The sequence below is a fragment of the Rubrivivax sp. A210 genome, assembly GCF_904426505.1.
Taxonomy (GTDB): domain Bacteria; phylum Pseudomonadota; class Gammaproteobacteria; order Burkholderiales; family Burkholderiaceae_C; genus Rubrivivax.
Genome location: NZ_CAJGBN010000067.1, coordinates 193832 through 213792, shown reverse-complemented (window position 1 = coordinate 213792; position 19961 = coordinate 193832). Strand labels below are relative to the sequence as shown.

16 protein-coding genes are annotated in these 19961 nt (G+C 73.0%); 11 read left to right on the top strand and 5 right to left on the bottom strand.

Features of this window, described 5'->3' with window-relative positions:
* Positions 1–42: 42 nt before the first annotated feature.
* The 7 genes from JMV16_RS22140 (at position 43) to JMV16_RS22110 (ending at position 9668) form a co-directional block, all read left to right on the top strand.
* Entirely contained in the window at positions 43–1359 is a 1317-nt protein-coding gene (locus JMV16_RS22140; protein ID WP_201496489.1) for an amidase, read from the top strand.
* A gap of 54 nt (positions 1360–1413) precedes the next feature.
* Positions 1414–3660 carry a diguanylate cyclase domain-containing protein gene (locus JMV16_RS22135; RefSeq protein ID WP_236580659.1) on the top strand — a complete coding sequence of 749 codons (2247 nt, stop codon included), beginning with the start codon at positions 1414–1416 and terminating at the stop codon, positions 3658–3660.
* 85 nt (positions 3661–3745) lie between these two features.
* Positions 3746–3964: a hypothetical protein gene (locus JMV16_RS22130; protein WP_201496487.1), complete on the top strand. Its 219-nt coding sequence runs from the start codon at positions 3746–3748 to the stop codon at positions 3962–3964.
* A 139-nt stretch (positions 3965–4103) separates the two neighbouring features.
* Positions 4104–4682: a DUF2760 domain-containing protein gene (locus JMV16_RS22125; RefSeq protein ID WP_201496521.1), complete on the top strand. Its 579-nt coding sequence runs from the start codon at positions 4104–4106 to the stop codon at positions 4680–4682.
* Positions 4679–6559 (top strand): Hsp70 family protein, encoded by a 1881-nt coding sequence (locus JMV16_RS22120; RefSeq protein WP_201496486.1) that lies wholly within the window; start codon positions 4679–4681, stop codon positions 6557–6559. The genes JMV16_RS22125 and JMV16_RS22120 overlap by 4 nt, the downstream gene beginning before the upstream one ends.
* 5 nt (positions 6560–6564) lie before the next feature.
* On the top strand, positions 6565–9357 hold the full coding sequence (locus JMV16_RS22115; protein WP_201496485.1) for an Hsp70 family protein: 2793 nt from the start codon (positions 6565–6567) through the stop codon (positions 9355–9357).
* 125 nt (positions 9358–9482) lie between these two features.
* Positions 9483–9668, top strand: a complete 186-nt coding sequence (locus JMV16_RS22110; protein WP_201496484.1) for a hypothetical protein — start codon at positions 9483–9485, stop codon at positions 9666–9668.
* A gap of 6 nt (positions 9669–9674) precedes the next feature.
* Here JMV16_RS22110 and JMV16_RS22105 read toward each other — a convergent pair whose 3' ends face one another.
* Positions 9675–10526 (bottom strand): SIR2 family NAD-dependent protein deacylase, encoded by an 852-nt coding sequence (locus tag JMV16_RS22105; protein ID WP_201496483.1) that lies wholly within the window; start codon positions 10524–10526, stop codon positions 9675–9677.
* Positions 10527–10654: 128 nt separating this feature from the next.
* Here JMV16_RS22105 and JMV16_RS22100 point away from each other — a divergent pair, with 128 nt between their 5' ends.
* Genes JMV16_RS22100 through JMV16_RS22090 form a run of 3 tightly spaced genes read left to right on the top strand, consistent with a single transcriptional unit; the run spans position 10655 to position 14737 of the window.
* The gene (locus tag JMV16_RS22100) at positions 10655–11941 is read left to right on the top strand and encodes a DUF3422 family protein (RefSeq protein ID WP_201496482.1); all 1287 of its coding nucleotides are present in this window, start codon (positions 10655–10657) and stop codon (positions 11939–11941) included.
* Between the two features lie 13 nt (positions 11942–11954).
* The gene (locus tag JMV16_RS22095) at positions 11955–13100 is read left to right on the top strand and encodes a CaiB/BaiF CoA transferase family protein (protein ID WP_201496481.1); all 1146 of its coding nucleotides are present in this window, start codon (positions 11955–11957) and stop codon (positions 13098–13100) included.
* Positions 13097–14737, top strand: coding sequence for an MBL fold metallo-hydrolase (locus JMV16_RS22090; protein ID WP_201496480.1), 1641 nt, complete (start codon positions 13097–13099; stop codon positions 14735–14737). The genes JMV16_RS22095 and JMV16_RS22090 overlap by 4 nt, the downstream gene beginning before the upstream one ends.
* On the opposite strand, the gene JMV16_RS22085 is transcribed toward JMV16_RS22090, so the two are convergent.
* The 4 genes from JMV16_RS22085 to JMV16_RS22070 all read right to left on the bottom strand — a co-directional run bounded on the left by JMV16_RS22085 (position 14723) and on the right by JMV16_RS22070 (position 18929).
* Positions 14723–15481, bottom strand: coding sequence for an arginyltransferase (locus JMV16_RS22085; RefSeq protein WP_201496479.1), 759 nt, complete (start codon positions 15479–15481; stop codon positions 14723–14725). The two genes, JMV16_RS22090 and JMV16_RS22085, sit on opposite strands and share 15 nt — an antisense overlap.
* A 6-nt stretch (positions 15482–15487) precedes the next feature.
* A complete protein-coding gene (aat, locus tag JMV16_RS22080; RefSeq protein ID WP_201496478.1) occupies positions 15488–16237 on the bottom strand; it encodes a leucyl/phenylalanyl-tRNA--protein transferase in 750 nt (249 codons plus the stop codon).
* A gap of 5 nt (positions 16238–16242) precedes the next feature.
* Complete coding sequence (locus tag JMV16_RS22075; protein WP_201496520.1) at positions 16243–18291, bottom strand: prolyl oligopeptidase family serine peptidase; 2049 nt, start codon at positions 18289–18291, stop codon at positions 16243–16245.
* A gap of 68 nt (positions 18292–18359) precedes the next feature.
* The gene (locus JMV16_RS22070; RefSeq protein WP_201496477.1) at positions 18360–18929 is read right to left on the bottom strand and encodes a YaeQ family protein; all 570 of its coding nucleotides are present in this window, start codon (positions 18927–18929) and stop codon (positions 18360–18362) included.
* Positions 18930–19172: 243 nt separating this feature from the next.
* Here JMV16_RS22070 and JMV16_RS22065 point away from each other — a divergent pair, with 243 nt between their 5' ends.
* Positions 19173–19955 (top strand): hypothetical protein, encoded by a 783-nt coding sequence (locus JMV16_RS22065; RefSeq protein ID WP_201496476.1) that lies wholly within the window; start codon positions 19173–19175, stop codon positions 19953–19955.
* Positions 19956–19961: the final 6 nt, after the last annotated feature.

The window sequence follows — 19961 nt, the reverse complement described above, 5'->3', positions numbered from 1 at the left end:
GCGGGGCGTGCCATGCTGGCGCCCGTCAGGAGCTGTCCCGCCATGAACCACGATGACCTGCCGTCCACTGGCGCCTGGGCCCTGGCCCAACGCCTGCAGCGCCGCGAGCTGCGCGCCGAAACCCTGGTGCGCGCCTGCCTGGAACGCATTGCCGAGCGCGAGCCGCTGCTGCAGGCCTTTGCCGTGGTTGATGCCGAAGGCGCGCTGGCGCAGGCGCGCGTCCTCGACGCCGGTGCCGTGCGGGGCCCGCTGCACGGCCTGCCGCTGGGCGTGAAGGACTTGATAGACACAGCCGATCTGCCCACGGCCTACGGCTCGCCCATCTACGCCGGCTACCGCCCGCGCGCCGACGCGGCCGTCGTGGCCCTGTGCCGCGAGGCCGGCGCCATCGTGCTGGGCAAGACGGTCACCACCGAGTTCGCCACCTACCAGCCCGGACCCACCCGCAATCCGCACAACCCCGGCCACACGCCAGGCGGCTCGTCCAGCGGCTCGGCCGCGGCGGTGGCCGCTGGCATGCTGCCGCTGGCCCTGGGCACGCAGACCGCGGGCTCGGTCATCCGCCCGGCCGCCTTCTGCGGCGTCGTCGGCTTCAAGCCGGGCTTCGGCCGCCTGCCGCGCGGTGGCGTCAAGAGCCTGGCCGAGACGCTGGACACGGTGGGCTTCTTCGCCCGCGGCGTTGCGGATGCGGCGCTGCTGGCTGCGGTGCTGACCGGCGACCAGCGCTTGATGCCCGGCGTCGACACCGCTGCGCCGCGCCTGGGCCTTTGCCCCACGCCCGACTGGTCCCTGGCCGACGCCGACACCCGCGCAGCCTGGGCGCAGGCCCTGGCGGTGCTGGCGCCGCAGGCCGCGGCCTGCGCCGATGTCGTGCTGCCGGCGGATTTTGCGGCCCTGGCGCCGCTGCAGAAGTCCCTCATGGCCCACGAGGCGGCGCGCGCCCTGGCCTGGGAGCGCCAGCACCATGCCGCCCGTTTGAGCGCACCGCTGCAGGCCCTGCTCGCCGAAGGCCTGGCCATCAGCGGTGCCGAGCAGGCCGGGATGCGGGCGCAGGTGCAGGCCTTGCGGCGTCCGGTCGACGCGCTCTTCGTCAACCACGATGTGCTGCTGGCGCCCAGCGCACCAGGCTGCGCGCCGGCCGGCCTGCAATCCACCGGCGACCCGGTCTTCTGCCGGCCCTGGTCGGCCCTGGGACTGCCGTGCGTACACCTGCCTTTCGCGCGGGGCGCCGGCGGCTTGCCGCTGGGCCTGCAACTGGTTGGCCGTGACGGCGACGACCACCGTCTGCTGGCCTGGGCCGCATGGGCGATGCAGCGCCTGGCGCCCGGCGCCACGGTGGTGCCGCCCGCCGAGTATTAAGAAGCGGCCAAAGTTGGCGCCCGCCGAGGCGCCAATAATCGGTCGGTGATCTCGATGCCGTCTGATCGGGCGCTGCCGGCCGTGCGGCGCAATGTGCTGCTTCTCCTGGCCATGTTGTTGGCGGCGCTCTGGTCCACGGTGCTGTGGACCAATGCCCGTTCCGAGGCCCAGGGCCTGGAGGAAACGCGGCGCGAAACCGCCGCCCTGGCCCTGTTGTTCGCCAACCACACGGCGAGCACTTTCCGCAACGTCGACCACGCCCTTCTCTATCTGCGCGACATCTGGGTGTACAGCCCGGGCGAGTTCGCGCGCCAGGCCGAGATTCACCAGCGCTTCCTCGGTCACTCGGCGTTGCAGACCTCGGTGGTTGCCACCGACGGCCGCGTCGTCTACTCCAGCCCCGGCCTGCCCGAGGCGCTGCTTTTCGCTGCCGACCGCGAGCACATCCAGGTCTCCCTGCAGGGACAGGAAGACCGCCTCTTCGTGAGCCGGCCCCTGCGCGGACGGGTCTCGGGCAAGTGGTCGATACAGCTTGCCCGCCCCATCCTGGACGGCGCACGCCGCGTGGGCGTGATCGTGGTTTCGGTCGACCCCGATTTCTTCGTCAACTTCTACGCCGCGGCCGGCCTGGGCAGCGGCGGTGCGGCACGCATGATCCGCGACACCGGCGAGGTGATGGCGCGCTCCAGCGAGCAGGAGAAGTATGTCGGCAAGGTGGTCAAGCCCTCGCCCTATGCCGACCCCGGCGCACCCCAGCAGGGCAGCTTCAGGCGCCTGGCCCAGGTTGACGGCGTCGACCGGCTTTCGAGCTACTACCGCCTGCCCGAGTACGGGCTCACCGTGGTCATCGGCCCCAGCGTCGATGAGCGCCTGGCCCCCGTGCGCCGCGCCCAGCGCGAGATGCTGGCCATTGCCGCCGTGGTGAGCCTGGTGCTGCTGGCGATGGGCTGGCAGTTGTGGCGCAACATCTCGCGGCGGGAAGAGGCGCGGCAGCAACTGCGCGACCAGCAGGAAAGGCTGAAGCTGGCCACGCGCCACAGCGGCATCGGCATCTGGGAATGGGATCTGGCGGCGCGCGCCCTGGTCTGGGACGACGCCATGCTCGCGCTCTACGGCCTGGAGCGCGCCGGCTTCGACGGCAGCCACGAGGCCTGGCGCGCCACGCTGCACCCGGCCGACCGCGAGCGCGTCGACACCGCGCTGCGCGCCGCGATGGAAGGCCGCACGCCCGTCGACACCGAGTTCCGCATCGTCTGGCCCGACGGCCAGGTGCGTCACATCCGGTCCGTGGCCAAGATCTTCCGCGATGACCGGGGCGAGCCGCTGCGCGTGCTGGGCACGAATGTCGACGTGAGCGACGGCAAGGCCACCGAAGACCGCCTGCGCCTGGCTGCCAGCGTCTTCACCCATGCACGCGAGGGCATCACCATCACCGATGGCGCCGGCGCCCTCATCGAGGTCAACCAGACCTTCACCGACATCACCGGCTTTGCACGCGCCGAGGCCCTGGGTCGGCGGCTGCAGGATTTCCGCTCCGGCCGCCAGGGCGAGGATTTCTATGCCGCGATGTGGCGCGATCTGGTGGCCAACGGCCAATGGAGCGGCGAGGTCTGGATGAGGCGCAGGAGCGGCGAGTCCTACGCGGTGATGCTCACCGCCAGCGCGGTGCGCGACGAGGCCGGCGAACTGCAGCACTGCGTCGGCCTGTTCACCGACATCACCTCGATGAAGGAGCGGCAGAACCATCTCGAGCATCGCGCCAACTACGACGCGCTGACCAGCCTGCCGCGGCGCGAGCTGCTTGCCGACCGGCTGCAGCAGGCCATCGCGCAGTCGCAGCGGCGCGGCACGCGCACGGCCGTGGTCTTCGTCGACCTCGACGGCTTCAAGGCGGTGAACGACCGCCACGGCCACGATGCCGGCGACGAACTGCTGGTGGCAGTGGCCGAGCGCATGCGGGCGGCGCTGCGCGAGGGCGACACGCTGGCGCGCGTGGGCGGCGACGAATTCGTCGCCGTGCTGCCCGACCTTGACCACGCCCGCGCCTGTGCCTCGGTGCTCGAGCGCCTGCTGCAGGCGGTGGCCCAGCCGGTGCGGGTGGCGGGCATCGAGGCCGGCCTGGAGGTGGGCATCAGCGCCAGCCTGGGCGTGGCACTCTATCCCGGCGACGCCGCGACGGCCGAGGCCCTGCTGGCCCACGCCGACCGCGCCATGTATGCCGCCAAGCACGCGGGCGGCAACAGCTGCTGCTTCCATGACGACGGCCTGGTGAGCCGGCCCGGCGCCCTCGTGACGGAATGACCACAGTCCGCCGCCGCGGCGGTGCGACCCCCCACAACCAGGTGGTTACCTGCGGCGCACATTGGCGTTAGGGTGGGCTTACGCCATGAGAGCCGCCCAGCCCTATGCCTGCCGCCGCTGCGGCACCCGCAGCTACCGCCCCGTCATTGCCCGGGACGACAGCGGTGCGCTCAGGCCCACCAGCACCTACCGCTGCACCGGCTGCAGCCTGCTCTTTACCAGCCGCCAGGCCTGGCGCGATGGCGAGGGCGCCACGCCCACGCCTGCGCCCGCGCAGTCGCTGGCCCACCTGGCCCCGGCCTGATCTTCCCCGTCTGGCCGGGAGGGGCAGGGCCCTCCTCTAGAATGTTGCGCTGCAACATCGTTGCACCCCGGGATCGCCCGGGCCGGCGCCATGCGCCCGCGCCCCGGCCCTGACCCCTGCACAGCCGGAGCCTGCCGTGATCCAAGCCCCCACCCCCACGCCTTCGCTGGCCCAGCGCCTGGCGCTTGCCTTCGGCGCCTTCTTCGCCATCCTGGGCGATGCCCGCCTGGCCGCGCGCTATGCGGCGCTGCGCAGCGCGCCGGGGCAAGCCCCGGCGCCGGCCGCCGCGCCCAGCGCGCCGCCCGCTGCATCACCCGCATCACCGCCGCTCAAGACCGTGGTGCCCGACGCCGCGCTGCAGTTGCTGGCCCTGCTGCAACGCGAGGCGCGCCTGATCGACTTCTGCGGCGAGAGCCTGGCCGGCTACGACGACGCCCAGATCGGCGCCGCCGCCCGCCTGGTACACCAGGGCTGCGCCAAGGTGCTGGCCGAGCACTTCACGATTGCCCCGGTGCGCAGCGAGGCCGAGGGCAGCCGCATCACGCTGGCCGCCGGCTTCGACGCCGGCGCCGTGCGCCTGACCGGCAACGTCGTCGGCCAGCCGCCCTTCAGCGGCAGCCTCAGCCACCGCGGCTGGCGCGTCACCGAGACGCGCCTGCCCCGCCTGGCCGAGGGCCACGACACGCGCGTGCTGGCGCCGGCCGAGGTCGAGCTGTGACGACGGCCCGCAAGGCTGCGGCTGCCGCCGCCGACGGCCCGCGCTACGCCATCGGCATCGACCTCGGCACCACGCACAGCGCCCTGTCCTGGGTCGACATCGGCGCCAGCGACGGCGAGACCACGGTACACGGCGTGCTTGACATTCCCCAGCTCACCGACCCCGGCGTGGTCGAGACGAGGCCGCTGCTGCCTTCCTTCCTCTACCTGCCGCATGCCGACGAACTGGCCGCGGGCGAGCTGGCCCTGCCCTGGGGTGACGCGGGGCGCGATGCGGTGGGCGAGCTGGCGCGACGGCGCGGCGCCGCCACGCCCATCCGCCTGGTGAGCAGCGCCAAGAGCTGGCTCTGCCACCCCGGCGTCGACCGCCGCGGCGCCATCCTGCCGCACGAAGCACCGCCCGAGGTGGCGCGCATCTCGCCGCTGGCGGCCTCGACGCGCTACCTGGAACACCTGCGCAGCGCCTGGGACCAGGCCCACCCCGACGCGTCCTTCGCGGCCCAGGACGTGACGGTCACCATCCCCGCCTCCTTTGACCCCGCGGCGCGCGAGCTCACGGTGGAGGCGGCGCGTGCCGCCGGCTACCCGGCGCCGACGCTGCTGGAAGAGCCGCAGGCGGCGCTCTACAGCTGGCTGCAGACGGGCGGCCGCCAGTGGCGCAAGCAGGTGCGGCCGGGCGACGTGCTGCTGGTCATCGACGTCGGCGGCGGCACCAGCGATTTCTCGCTCATCGCGGTGGCGGAGGCTGCCGGCAACCTGGAACTGCACCGCGTTGCCGTGGGCGAGCACATCCTGCTCGGCGGCGACAACATGGACCTGGCGCTGGCCCACGCCGTGGCGCGCAAGCTGGCCGCCGCCGGCCACACGCTGGACGCCTGGCAGCTGCGCGCGCTGACGCTGGCCTGCCGCGCGGCCAAGGAAAAGCTGCTGGCCGAACCTGGCGCGCCGGCCCAGCCCATCGTCGTGCCCAGCCGCGGCAGCCGGCTCATCGGCGGCTCGCTGCGCACCGAGCTGACCGGCGAAGAAGTCAGCGCGCTCATCCTCGAAGGCTTCTTCCCCGCCGTGGACGCCGCGGCGAGGCCGCAGACGCGGATGCGCTCGGGCCTGGCCCAGCTCGGCCTGCCCTATGCGCAGGATGCCGCGGTGACGCGCCACCTGGCCGCCTTCCTGGGCCGCCAGCTCGGCGCCGTGGCCGAGCTGCCCGGCTTTGCCGAACGGCTGGGCAGCGCAGCCAGCTTCATCCACCCGACCGCCGTGCTCTTCAACGGCGGCGTCTTCAAGTCGCCGCTGCTGGCCGAGCGCACGCTGGCCACGCTCAACCAGTGGCTGGCCGCCGAGGGCGCGGCGCCGGCACGGCTGCTGGCCGGCGCCGACCTCGACCTCGCAGTGGCGCGCGGCGCCGCCTACTACGGCCATGTGCGGCGCGGCGGCGGCGTGCGCATACGCGGCGGCACGGCCTTCGCCTACTACGTGGCGGTGGAATCGACGATGCCGGCCGTGCCCGGCTTCGACCCGCCCATGCAGGCGCTGTGTGTCGCGCCCTTCGGCATGGAAGAGGGCAGCGAGGCCGAGCTGCCGGCGCTGGAGCTGGGCCTGCGCGTCGGCGAGCAAGTGCATTTCCGCTTCTTCGCCTCGTCGGTGCGGCGCCAGGACACGGTCGGCACCCAGCTCGAGGCCTGGACGGCCGATGAGCTGCAGGAGCTGGAGGCGATCTCGGCCAACCTGCCGCCCGAGGGCCGCCACGCCGGCGATATCGTGCCGGTGCGCCTGCATGCCCGCGTCTCCGAGGCCGGCACGCTGCAGATCGAGGCCGTCGCCCGCGGCGGCGCCGAGCGCTGGAAGGTCGAGTTCGACATGCGCGGCCAGACCCCGGACTGACCCCGGTGGCGACGCGCGCCACGCCCTCCCGACGCGCCCGCGTCGGCATCGATCTCGGCACCACCCACACCGTCGTCGCCTACGAGCAGGCCGGCGTGGTGAAGCTGTTCCAGATCGACCAGCTCGTCGCCGCCGGCGAGGTGGCGGCGCGGCCGCTGCTGCCCTCGCTGCGCTATCAGGCGGCGCCTGGCGAGATCGCCGCCGCCGAGCGCGCCCTGCCCTGGGGTGCGGCCGGCGATGACGATGGTGCGGTGATGGGCGCCTGGGCGCGCACGTTGGGCGCCCAGGTGCCGGGCCGGCTGGTGGCCAGCGCCAAGAGCTGGCTTTCGCACGCCGCGGTCGACCGCCAGGCGGCCATCCTGCCCTGGGGTGCGTCGGCCGGCACGGCCCAGGTCTCGCCGGTGGCGGCCAGTGCTGGGTACCTGGCCCATGTGCGCGCGGCCTGGAACCAGCGCTTTCCCAAGCAGCCGCTGGAGGCGCAGGAAGTCGTGCTCACGGTGCCGGCCTCCTTCGACGACGCGGCACGCGCGCTCACCCTGCAGGCGGCGCGCGAAGCCGGCCTGCCCACGCTGCGCCTGCTGGAAGAGCCGCAGGCGGCAATGTACGACTGGCTTTACCGCCACCGTGGCGATCTCGCCGCGGCGCTGGAGGGCGTGCGCCTGGTGCTGGTCTGCGATGTCGGAGGCGGTACCACCGATCTCAGCCTATTGCGCGTGGAGCCGGGCGCGGGGCAGGGCGGTGCGCCGCAGCTTTCGCGCATCGCCATCGGTCGCCACCTGATGCTGGGCGGCGACAACATGGATCTGGCCCTGGCCCACGCGGCGGCGGCGCGGCTGGCGGAGGGCGGGCAGCCGGCGCTGACGCCGGGCCCGCTGGCCCAACTCATCGAACGCTGCCGCGCGGCCAAGGAAAGCCTGCTGGCCGACGACGCGCCGGCCAGCGCCAAGCTCACACTGCTGGGCGCCGGCAGCCGCCTGATAGGCGGTGCGCGCTCAGTCGACCTGACGCGCGCCGAGGTCGAAAGCCTGGTCGTCGACGGCTTCTTCCCTCAAGTTGAGCCCGATGCCCAGCCGCGGCGAGAGCGCGCCGGCGGCCTGGTCAGCTTCGGCCTGCCCTATGCCAGCGACGCCGCGGTGACGCGCCACATCGCGGCCTTCCTGCGCCAGCATGCCGAGGCCGGCTGGCCCGATGCGCTGCTGCTCAACGGCGGCGTCTTCCATGCCGCAGCGCTGCGTGATCGCCTGCAGGCGGTGCTGGCGGCCTGGCGCGGCGCGCCGCTTCGGCTTCTGCACAACCCCGACACCGATCTGGCCGTGGCGCGCGGCGCCGTCGCCTACGCGCTGGCGCGCCAGGGCAAGGCGCCGCGCATCGGCGGTGGCTCGGCGCGCAGCTACTTTCTGCTGCTCGATGGCGCGGGCGGCGCTGCGGCGGCAGCGGGCGAGCGGCGCGGTGTCTGCGTGCTGCCGCAGGGCAGCGAGGAAGGGCGCGAGCTTGCCCTGGTCGGGCGCAGCTTTGCGCTGCGCAGCGGCGAGCCGGTGCGCCTGCACCTGGTGTCGACGACGGTGGGTGCCCAGGGCCGGCCTTTTGCGTGCGGCGAGCTCGTCGACCTCGCCGGCACCGACATCCAGCCCTTGCCACCGCTGGCCACCGTGGTGCGCAGCGCGGATGACGACGGGCCGGGCGTTCACAGGCGGCGCGAGATTCCGGTGCAACTGGCCGCCACGCTCACCGAGGTCGGCACGTTGGAGCTGCACTGCATCGCCAGCGATGATGCGGCGCGGCGCTGGCAGTTCGAGTTCCAGCTGCGCAGCGACGGCGAGACGGTGGCGCCGGCCGGCGCCGCGCCGCGCCTGGTCGAGGCACTGGCGCTGATCGAGCAGGTTTTCGGCACGCGCGACCGCGACGCCGACCCGCGCGCCGTCAAGCAGCTGCGCGGCGAGTTGGAAAGGCGCCTGGGCGAGCGCGAGCGCTGGTCGCTGGCAACGCTGCGCGCCCTTTTCGACGCGCTGATGGCGCGGGCCCGAGGCCGCCGCCGCTCGGCCGACCACGAACGCCTGTGGCTGAGCCTGGCCGGCTGGTGCCTTCGCCCCGGCTTCGGCGAGGCGCTGGACGGCTGGCGCATCGCGCAGCTCTGGCCGCTGTTCGAGCCCGGCGTGCAGCATGGCCAGGATGCCCGCGTCGGCGCCGAGTGGTGGACGCTGTGGCGGCGCGTCGCCGGCGGCCTGGACGAGGCGGCCCAGTTGCGCCTGCTGGACGATTTCGCCCTCAATCTGCGCGGCGAGGCGGCCGGCATCGCGCGCCCGCCACGTTTGGTCCGGGGCGGCTGGGACGACATGGTGCGCCTGGGCGCCTCGCTGGAACGCATTCCCTCCGATCACAAGGCCGAGATCGGCGACTGGCTGCTGGGCCAGATCCATGACGGCGGCCAGCCGGCGGCGCGCGGGGCCTGGGCGCTGTGGGGCCTGGGCCGCATCGGCGCACGCACCCCCTTCTACGGCAGTGCCCACGGCGTGGTGCCGGCCGAGACTGCCGCCGCCTGGCTCGAGGCGCTGCTGGCGCTGGACTGGAGGGCCAGGCCGGCGGCGGCCAGCGCCGCCGCCCAGCTGGCCCGGCTGAGCGGCGACCATGTGCGCGACCTGGCCCCGGCCCTGCGCGAGCGCGTCGCCGCGCGCCTGGCCGCGGTGCAGGCGCCGGCGGGCTGGATCACGCGCCTTCACGAGGTCCAGGCGCTGGATGCCGAGGGCGAGCGAGGCGTCTTTGGCGAGGCGCTGCCGCTGGGCCTGAAGCTGGTGGCCTGACCCGCCCCCCCGTCGGGGCCGCAACGGCTTGGGCCCGGTCGGTAACACTTTTCTGTGGCACCCGCCTCACATTCCCCCGTGGGTATGGGGGACGGCGTGTCTGAATCATTCGGTAACATGATTCCATGAGCCGCCAACGCCAAGCCAACGACTGGTCCGACACCTTGCCCGCGAGGATGGACACGCTGTCACACCAGGACACGACGGGCGGCGACGCCGGCCCCTCCCGGGCGCGCACGCGCGTCGTGCCTTCGATCCTGTTGTTGCTGCTGGCGCTGATGCTGGTCAAGCTCAGCAAGGTCAGCGGCTGAGCAGCCTCAGGCCGAGCCGAGCGCAAGCTCCAAGGCCTGCAGCGTCGCCAGCGCCGGCCCGGCCAGGGCCACGTCCTCGGACCGCGCTACCGCCGATTCGTGCGGGTTGATGCGCACCAGACGCGCGCCGTGGGCGCGCAGCAGGCTCTGGCCGAAGCGCCGCACCGAGGGGATGGCGGTACCGGCACCGATCTCCACCACCACCAGACGCTCGGCCTTTTCATTCAGCCAGCAATCCACGGCGGCCTCCTGGTCCCGGGTGCGCCGGCCGGCCCAGGCGAAGTCGTCGAACATCAGGATGTTGGGCCGCGCGATGGCGCCGCAGCGCGGGCAGCGCGGCGGCGCATTGACGAGGCGGCAGGCCGCCTCGTCGACCTCGGGCACGAAATCGTCGGCCGACCAGATCTCGCGGCTGCAGGGCCGGCTGCACTGCAGGTGGTGGATGGAGCCGTGGCATTCGGCCACCGTGTTCCAGCCGGCGGCCTGGAAATGGCCGTCGACGTTGGAGGTGTAGGCCACGGCGCCCTGCGCCATGCGCTGGCCCCAGCGGCGCAGGATCTGGAAGCCGGCATGCGGCACGGTGCGGCGGTAAAGCGCGAGCCGGTGGCCGTAGAAGCCCCAGGCCAGAGCCGGGTCGCGCTCGAAGGTGGCGGGGCTGGCCACTTCCTCGAAGGCCAGGCCTTGGCGGCCCAGCGCCGGATAGGCCTTCCAGAAGCCGCCGGGGCCGCGAAAGTCGGGCAGTCCGGAGTCGATGCCCATGCCGGCACCGGCGCCCACCACCAGGGCCCGGGCCTCGGCGATAAGGGCGGCAGCTTGGGCGATGGCCGCGGGCGGCGGCGCGGCGGGCGGTGTGCTCATCGCGCCAGTTTAGGCAGGCGCTGGCCGGGGATGGCGCTCGATATACTGCCCGCCCCATCCCAGCCGCCCGCCATGCCGCACCTGACGACCCTCGCTGATGTGCCGGCCGCTGCGTCCGGCCGCCGACCGTGAGCCTGCTGCCCCACGACCACCCGGAGCGCTTCGCGCTGGCCGAGGAAGTGCATGCGCGGCCGCCCGAGCCCATGCCCATGCCGGCGCGCGCCACCTACCTGGCGCTGCTGGTCGACGTCGATGAGCGCGAACACGAGGCCGCCCATCTGGCCCGGCTGTGCGAGCGCTATGCGGTGGCCGGCCCGGCGCGCGACGCCACGCATTTCAGCGCCCGCCTGGGTGGCCTGCGCCTGAAGTGGGAGCGCCACGGCGAGTTCTCGTCCTGGACCCTGGTGGCACCGGGCGAAGAACGCACACCCTTTGCCGAGCCGGCGGCCTCGCTGCTGCCCGAGGGCTGGCTGCGCGGCCTGCCGGGGCTGACGCTGATGTCAGCCCACGCGACGCTGGTTGAGGCGCCGGCCCAGTTGCCCGACGACGCCGAGCTGGCGCGCCATTTCGAGGACCACCTGGTGGTCGGCGCCGAAACCGCCGACGGCGACGCCCAGGTCTATACCGACTTCCGCATCCACGGCGACGGCTGCTCGCGCTTTCTGCTGCTGGGCCGCCGCGGCCTGCAGCCGCGCGCCGCCGGCCGCCTGGTGCAGCGCCTGTTCGAGATCGAGGCCTACCGCATGATGGCCTTGCTGGCCCTGCCCATCGCGCGCCGCCAGGCGCCGCGCATCGTGGCCATCGAGAAAGCCTTGGCCACGCTCACCGATGGCATTGCGCGCGACGAGGGCGCCGACGAGGCGCTGCTGCACGATCTCACCCGCCTGGCGGCCGAGGTCGAGAGCGGCCTGGCGGCGAGCCAGTTCCGCTTCGGCGCCTGCCGCGCCTATGCCGAGCTGGTGCGCACGCGCATCGCCGAGCTGCGCGAGACGCGCATCGCCGGCCTGTCCACCATTGGCGGCTTCATGGGCCGCCGCTTCGAGCCGGCCGTGGCCACGGTGCTGACGGTGTCGTCGCGCCTGCACGACCTGTCGGAGCGCGTGGCCCAGGCCAGCGCGCTGCTGAGCACGCGCGTGGACATCGCTCGCGAGCGCCAGAACCAGGCCTTGCTGGCCTCGATGAACCGGCGCGCCCGTCTGCAGCTGCGGCTGCAGCAGACGGTGGAAGGCCTTTCGGTGGCGGCCATCGCCTACTACCTGGTGGGCCTGGTGGGCTATGTCGCCAAGGGCGTCAAGGCCGGCGGACTGAAGCTCGACCCCGAGCTGACCATGGGCCTGTCGGTGCCGCTGGTGGCGGGCCTGGTCTATCTCTCGCTGCGCCGGGCGCGCCGCCACTTCGTCGAGGAAGCCGATTGAGGAGCCTTTGGCAATGAGCGGGCCGCTGCAAGGCCTGCGCGTGGTCGAGATCGCCGCCATCGGCCCGGTGCCGCTGTGCGGCATGCTGCTGTCGGACCTGGGCGCCGATGTCGTGCGCGTCGACCGCCCCGAGCCCAGCGGCCTGGGCCTGGCGATGGCGCGCCAGCACGATGTCAATGCGCGCGGCCGGCGCTCGGTGGTGCTGGACCTCAAGGCCGCGGCCGGGCGCGCCGCCGTGCTGCGCCTGGCCGACGGCGCCGATGTGCTGATCGAGGGCCTGCGCCCGGGCGTGATGGAAAAACTGGGCCTGGGCCCGGCCGACTGCCAGGCGCGCAACCCGCGCCTGGTCTATGGCCGCATGACCGGCTTCGGCCAGACCGGGCCGCTGGCCAGCGCCGCCGGCCACGACATCAACTACGTCGCGCTCAGCGGCGTGCTCGGTGCCATAGGCCCGGCCGGCGGCGCGCCCGTGCCGCCGCTCAACCTGGTGGGCGACTACGGCGGCGGCGCGATGTTCCTCGCCTTCGGCGTGCTGGCGGCGCTGTTCGAGCGCCAGCGCTCGGGCCGCGGCCAGGTGGTCGACGCGGCGATGGTGGACGGCGCTGCCGCGCTGGCCGGCCTCTTCTACGGATTGAGCGCCGGCGGCGGCTGGAACGAGCCGCGCGGCCACAACCTGCTCGACGGTGGCGCGCCCTTCTACGCCTGCTACGAGACGGCCGACGGCCGCTGGGTCAGCGTGGGCGCGCTGGAGCCCAAGTTCTTTGCCCAGCTGGCGCGGGTGCTGGCCCTCGATGAACGCTTCGTGCAGGGCCAGTACGAGCGCCGCCTGTGGCCCGAGATGCGCGCGGCCATCGCTGCCGCGTTGCGCCAGCGCACGCGCGACGAGTGGTGTGCGCGCCTCGAAGGCAGCGACGCCTGTTTCGCGCCGGTGCTCAGCCTGGCCGAGGCGCCGCAGCACCCCCATGCGCGCGAACGCGCCGCCTTCGTCGAGATCGACGGCGTCGTGCAGCCCGCCGCAGCGCCGCGCTTCGACCGCACGCCGGCGGCCCTGCCGCGGCCGGCGCCCGAACTCGGCCAGCATACGGACGAAGTCTTGCGCGAGGCCGGCTTCGGCGCCGCCGAGATCGCCGCGCTCCGGGCCGCCGGGGTGGCGCGGTGAGCGGCCACGCCACGCCGGCCGACGCGCGCCGCGCCGCTTCGCTGCTGCTGCTGCGCGACGGCGCCGACGGCCTGGAAGTGCTGATGCTGCGCCGCGCCGAGCGCGAGGGCGACCACCGCGGCGGTGCCGCCGTCTTCCCGGGCGGCGTGCTCGACGCCCGCGACCGCGAGGCCCACGGCCTGTGCGATGGCGCTGACGATGCCGGCACCAGCGCCCGCCTGGGCCTGCGCCAAGGGGGGCTGGACTATGTGGTGGCGGCGCTGCGCGAGACCTTCGAGGAAGTGGGTCTGCTGCTCGCCAACGGCAGCTTCGACCTCGCGGCGCTGCAGCCTTGGCGCAATCGCCTGCAAGACGGCAGCGCCGGCATCGCCGAGTTCTGCGCCGCCGCCGGCCTGCGCCTGGACGCCGCGGCCCTGGTCTATCACAGCCACTGGCTCACGCCACCGGGCATGGCCAAGCGCTTCGACACCCGTTTCTTTGCCGCGCATGCGCCGGCCGGCCAGGAGGCGCAGGCCGACGGGGGCGAGGCGCAGGCGCTGATGTGGCTGGCCCCACGCGCCGCGCTCGACCCGGCCCTGGGCCTGAAGTTGCTGCCGGTGACCCAGCGCACGCTGCAGGACCTGGCCCGCTCGGCCACTGCCGAGGCGGCGCTGGCCGAGGCGAGGGCGCGGCGGGACATTCCACTCATCATGCCCCGCGCCGCCACTTCGTCGCGCGGCCGCCGCACCGTGATGCCCGACGAGCTGCCCTATGCCGAGATCGCCCGTCTCGACCCCGAAGGCCGCGGCGACGTGAGCTGCGAGTTGCGGCCCGGAGCGCCGGTGCGGCTGTCGCCGACCATCCTGCGCCTCACCGCGCCCAACCCCGGCCCCATGACCGGCCCCGGCACCAACAGCTACCTCGTCGGCGCGCCCGGCGCCTGGACCGTGATCGACCCCGGGCCGCTGAGCGAGTCGCATCTGCAGGCCCTGCTGGCGGCCGGCGCCGGCGGCATCACCCGCATCCTTGTCACCCACACCCACCGCGATCACTCGCCGGGCGCGGCGGCGCTGGCGCAGGTCACTGGCGCGCCGGTGCTGGGCCGCATCGCCCGCCACCCGCAGTGGCAGGAGGAGGGCTTTGCGCCGACCATCGAACTGCAGGGCGGCGAGCGCCTGCCGCTGCCCGGTGGCGCCCATCTGCGCGTGATCCACACGCCCGGCCACGCCAGCAACCACCTGTGCTACCTGCTGGAAGAAGAGCGCACGCTCTTCACCGGCGACCATGTGATGCAGGGCTCGACGGTGGTCATCAACCCGCCCGACGGCGAGATGGCGGCCTACCTGGCGGCGCTGCGAGGCCTGCTGGAGCTGGACCTGGAATGGCTGGCCCCGGGCCACGGCTTCCTGGTGGGCGCGCCGCAGGCCGCGGTGCGCGCCCTCATCGCCCACCGCCTGCGCCGCGAGGCCAAGGTGCTGGAGCAACTGCACGCCGCGTCACCCCTTGCCATCGAGGCGTTGCTGCCCTTGGTCTACGACGATGTGCCGCCGGCCCGCCACGCCATGGCTGAGCGCTCGCTGCTGGCGCATCTGCTCAAGCTGGAGGCCGAGGGCGCCGTGTACCGCGACGGCGAACGCTGGGTCTCAGCCGGCGGCTGAGCCGGGCGGCTGCCAGATGCCGTCGCGCAGCAATTCGTGCGGCCCGAACTGGGCCTTGTAGGCCATCTTGGGGCTCTCGGCGATCCAGTAGCCCAAGTAGACATAGGGCAGCTCGAGCTGGCGCGTCTGCTCGACCTGCCAGACCACGCAATAGGTGCCGTAGCAGGCGGCGGGGTCGGGGTCGTAGAAGGTGTAGACGGCCGAGATGCCGTCGCTCAGCACGTCGAGGATGGCCACCATGCGCAGCACGCCCAGGCTGCCGGGCATGTCGGGTGGCGGCGGATCGCGGAATTCGACCAGGCGTGAATTGACGCGGCTCTGCAGCAGAAACTGGGTGTACTGGTCGACGCTGTCGTGGTCCATGCCGCCGCCACTGTGGCGGCCGGCCTGGTAGCGCAGGTAGAGCTCGTAGTGCTCGGGCACAAAGCCCAGGCGCAGCACGCGCGACTGCAGCTGGCCGTGGCGGCGGCGCGCACGGCGCTGGCTGCGCGTGGGCTGGAAATCATTGACCAGGATGCGCAGCGGCACGCAGGCACGGCAGCCGTCGCAATAGGGGCGGTAGGTGAACATGCCGCTGCGCCGGAAGCCCTTGGCCACCAGCTCTGAATAGGCGTCGGCATGGATCAGGTGGCTGGGCGTGGCCACCTGCGAGCGTGCCTGCCGGGCCGGCAGGTAGCTGCAGGGATAGGGTGCCGTTGCATAGAACTGCAACGAGCGCAGCGGCAGATCCTCGAGATGCTTCACCGGTGCTCAGGGGCCGCGGTCGGCCGTGATGCCCAGCAGATCCCAGGCCGATTCATCATAGGTCCATTCCAGCGCCGGGGTGGCTGGCACCACCGCGGCCAGGTGCTGCTGGAAGGCGGTGCGTGAAATCTCGCGCGCACCGAAGCTGGCCAGGTGGCGGGTGTTCTGCTGGCAATCGACCAGTGCCACGCCGCGGGCGCGGCAGGCGGCGACGAAGGCGGCCAGTGCGATCTTGGAGGCGTCGGTGCGGTGGGCGAACATCGATTCGCCGTAGCACATGCGGCCTATGCAGACGAAGTAGAGGCCACCGGCCAGTTCGCCGTTGATCCAGGTCTCGGCGCTGTGGACGAAGCCGTGGCGGTGCCAGGCGCAGTAGGCGGCCACCATCTCGGGCACGATCCAGGTGCCGTCCTGGCCCGGGCGCGGCGTGCCGGCGCAGGCATCCATGACCTGTTCGAAGGCGCTGTCGAAGCGCACTTCGCAGCCGGGCGTGCGCAGAAAGCGTCGCAGCGACTTGCGCAGCGAATGCGAGACGCGGAAATCGGCCACCGCCAGCACCATGCGCGGATCGGGGCTCCACCACAGCACCGGCTGGCCCGGCCCGTACCAGGGAAAGATGCCCTGGCTGTAGGCTTCTTCAAGCCGCCGCGGCGTGACCCGGCCGCCGGCGGCCAGCAGCCCCGGCACCTCGCTGTCGGCGCCCTCGGCCTCGGCGGGGGGCGGCAGCGGCTGGCCGTCGTCGATCCAGGTCAGCATGAGCCTCAGCGGCTGCCCAGCACCTGCCAGAGGAAGCTGTATTCCAGCGCCATCATCTGGGCCAGCTGGGTGTTGTCGGCGGCGCCGCCATGGCCGCCCTCGATGTTTTCCCAGTACAGCGGCGCGTGGCCCAGCTCCATCATGCGGGCCGCCATCTTGCGCGCGTGACCGGGGTGGACGCGGTCGTCGCGGGTGCTGGTGGTGAACAGCACGCGCGGCAGGCGCGCGCCAGCCTTCACGTTCTGGTAGGGGCTGTAGCGCGAGAGAAAGGCCCAGTCGCCGCCCTGGTCGGGGTTGCCGTACTCGGCCATCCACGAGGCGCCGGCGAGCAGCTTGTGGAAGCGCTGCATGTCCAGCAGCGGCACCTGGCAGACGACGGCGGCGAACAGCTCGGGCCGCTGCAGCATCACCGCGCCCACCAGCAGGCCGCCGTTGCTGCCGCCCTGTATGCCCAGGCGGGCCGGCCGCGTCACCTTGCGTGCGATCAGGTCTTCGGCGACGGCGGCAAAGTCGTCGTAGCTCTTCTGCTTGTTCTCGCGCAGCGCGGCCTGGTGCCAGCCGGGGCCGAACTCGCCGCCGCCGCGGATGTTGGCCACCACGTAGACGCCGCCGCGCGCCGTCCAGACGCGGCCGCGGGCGCCCGAGTACCAGGGCGTCAGCGACACCTCGAAGCCGCCATAGCCGTAGAGCAGGGTGGGGTTGTCGCCGTCGGCCTGGGCGCCCTGGGGCCAGATCACGAAGTAGGGCACGCGCGTGCCGTCCTTGGAGGTGGCGAAGCGCTGCTCGACGCGCACGCCGCTGGCGTCGAAATGGCCAGGGCGGGTCTTGAGCAGGCTGCGCTCGTCGCTGCCGGTGCGGCCGAGCTGCAGCGAATCGGGCTGCAGGAAATCGGCGGCGTTGAGCAGGTAGTCCTCGGCCAGCTCGTCGCGGGCCAGCAGCGGGTCGTGCAGGGCCGTGGCCGTGAGATCGCCGGGGAAGGGCGCGGCCACCTCGCGGCGCTGCCAGCGGCCGTCGCGCACGCTCCATTCCTCGAGCCGGCTGGCCACGTTGTCGAGCACGTTGATGAGCAAGACGCTGCGCGAGAGGGAGAAGCCGGCCAGCGAGCGCGTGGCGCTGGGCGTGAAGAGGGCCGTGAAGTCGCGCCCACCCTTCAGGTAGGCGGCGGCGTCGGCCACCAGCAGCGAGCCGCGCGGCCAGGTGCGGCCGGGCAGGGCCCAGTCGCTGCGCAGCTCGATCAGCACGCGCTCGCGCCAGAACTGCAGCTTGGCGTCGTCGGGCTTGGCCACGGCCACGGGCTTGCCGTCTTGCAGAAGGAACAGACGCTCGTTGTAGAAATCGAGGGCGCGCGCAACCAGGGTGCGCTCGAAGCCCGGCGTGGCGTCGACGGCCAGCGAGGCGGCCACGTCCTTGGTCTCGCCCTCGAACACCGTCGCCGCCTGGTTCAGCGGCTGGCCGCGCTTCCAGCGCTTGAAGACGCGGGCGTAGCCGGAATCGGTGAGCGAGCCGGGGCCGAAGTCGGTGCCGACGTAGACCGTGTCGGCGTCCAGCCAGGCGACCTGGGTCTTGGCCTCGGGCACCTGGAAGCCGCCAGCCACGAAGCGCTTGTCCACAAGATCGAATTCGCGCACCACGGCGGCGTCGGCGCCGCCGCGCGACAGCGCCACCAGGCAGCGGCGGTAGGCCGGGCCCAGGCAGGTGGCGCCGCCCCAGGTCCAGTTCTCGCCTTCGGCGCGGCCCAGGGCGTCGAGGTCCAGCACCGTTTCCCAGGCCGGCTGCGGCTTGCGGTACTCGGCCAGCGTGGTGCGCCGCCACAGGCCGCGCGGGTTGGCGGCGTCCTTCCACAGGTTGTAGAAGTGCTCGCCGGTGCGCGAGACGTAGGGGATGCGGTCGGCGGCGTCGAGCACCTCGCGGATTTGGCGCCGGCGCTCGGCGAAGCCGGGGTCGGCCTGCAGACGCTTCTCGCTTTCGGCATTGCGCTCGCGCACCCAGGCCAGGGCGCGTTCGCCCTGTACTTCTTCGAGCCAGAGATAGGGGTCAGGGGTGGGCTGGGTCATGGCGGGGGTGGTGCTGGCCAACAGAAGGGCGGCGGCCAGGGCCGCGTACACGCGGGACAGAAAAAATTTCAAGCCAGGGCCTCTTTCAATGCCACGGGGTGCAGTTCGACGTGGTCGCGGGCATTGCCGATGCCGATCTGGCCGTCCTGCACGGTCAGCTGCAGCTGCATCGAGCGCGCAGCCAGCTTGGCCAGCTCCTGGCTTTGCGCCGAGGGCAGCTGCCAGACGGCCAGATTGGCCAGGCGCGCCACCTTGGGCGCCAGCGGTGCCCACCAGATGGGCGCCGCGCTGCCGTAGGTGTAGATGCTGACGCGACCGCCGCGGCCGGCCATGCCGCTGGCCTTGGCCAGGCGGCGCTCGTCGGGCTGGCCGACCTCGATCCAGTGCAGCAGCTGGCCCGTAAGGTCCTTCTGCCAGAGGTCGGGCTCGTCGGTGTCGGACAGGCCGCGCGCCATCTGCAGCGCGCCGCCGTGGTCGTTCTCGGGCACGTTGAGGGCGAAGGCCAGCAGGCGCACCATCAGGCGCTCCTCGGTCTCGGACGGGTGCAGCGCCAGCGTCAGCGCATGGTCGGCGTAGAGGCCGCGGTCCATGTCGGCGATCTGGATCGCGGCCTTGTAGATGGTGGCCTTGAGCGCCATCAGGTCGGGCGCCCGTCGATGGGCTGGTGGGTGGGGGTCATGGTCGTGCCGGTGGCAAAGCCGGGCACTGTGCCACAGAGGCCGCGCCACCGTGGCCGGGTGCCATGGCCCCGGGTGCGGCAAGGATGCGGCATGGATGGGGCATGGAACGGGCGGCGGGTTCGCCCGCGGTCGGGGCGGCAGGGCCCGGTGGCATGATTCCCGTTTTGCCGGCGCCGGCCTGGCGCCTCCACAAGGATGACGATGAAGTTGAAGAACCTCCTGCTGGCCGTGGCCTGTCTCGGCGCGGCGCTGCCGCTGGCGGCGCAGACCGCGGCACCCGCCAAGCCGGCGCCCAAGCCGGCCGCGGCGGCCAAGCCCGCCCCGGCCAAGCCGGCCGCCGCCAAGCCCGCCCCGGTGGCGGCCAGCGCTGCGGCCGAAGGCAAGACCAGCAGCTTCGGTGCCGGCGGCAGCGGCCCGCTGCTCACGCGCGACGAGCTGCGCGCCTGCCTGCAGCAGGATGAGGCGCTGCGCAAGGGGCTGGACGAGATCGACGGCCAGCGCGAGGCGCTCAACCGCGAGATGGCCAGCATCAAGGCCGAGCAGGAGACGGTGCGTGCCGAGCGCGCCCCGGTCGACGCATCACGCCAGAAGATCGACGAATTGGGCGAGCGCTTCAAGGCCTTTGCCACGCGCGTGCAGGCCTGGAACGAGAGCGTCAAGGCGCTCAACGAGGACACGCGCAACACGCCTTCGGTCGAGCGCCAGCGCAAGCAGCTCAATCAGGAGCGCGATGTGATCGAGAAGCAGCGCGGCGAGCTCGAGGCCGAGCGCACCCGCCTGGGCGCCGAGGCCGAGGCCACGGTGCGCGCCTACAACGCCAAGGCCCAGGCCGTGGACGCGCGCATCAACGACTGGAACGCGCGCAATCAGGGCCTCAACGACAAGGCTGCCGGCTTCGATGGCGAGCGCAAGAGCTGGGTGGCGGCCTGCGCCGACCGCCGCTACCGCGAAGACGACGAAACCGCCATCCGCCGCGGCAAGTGAAGGAGG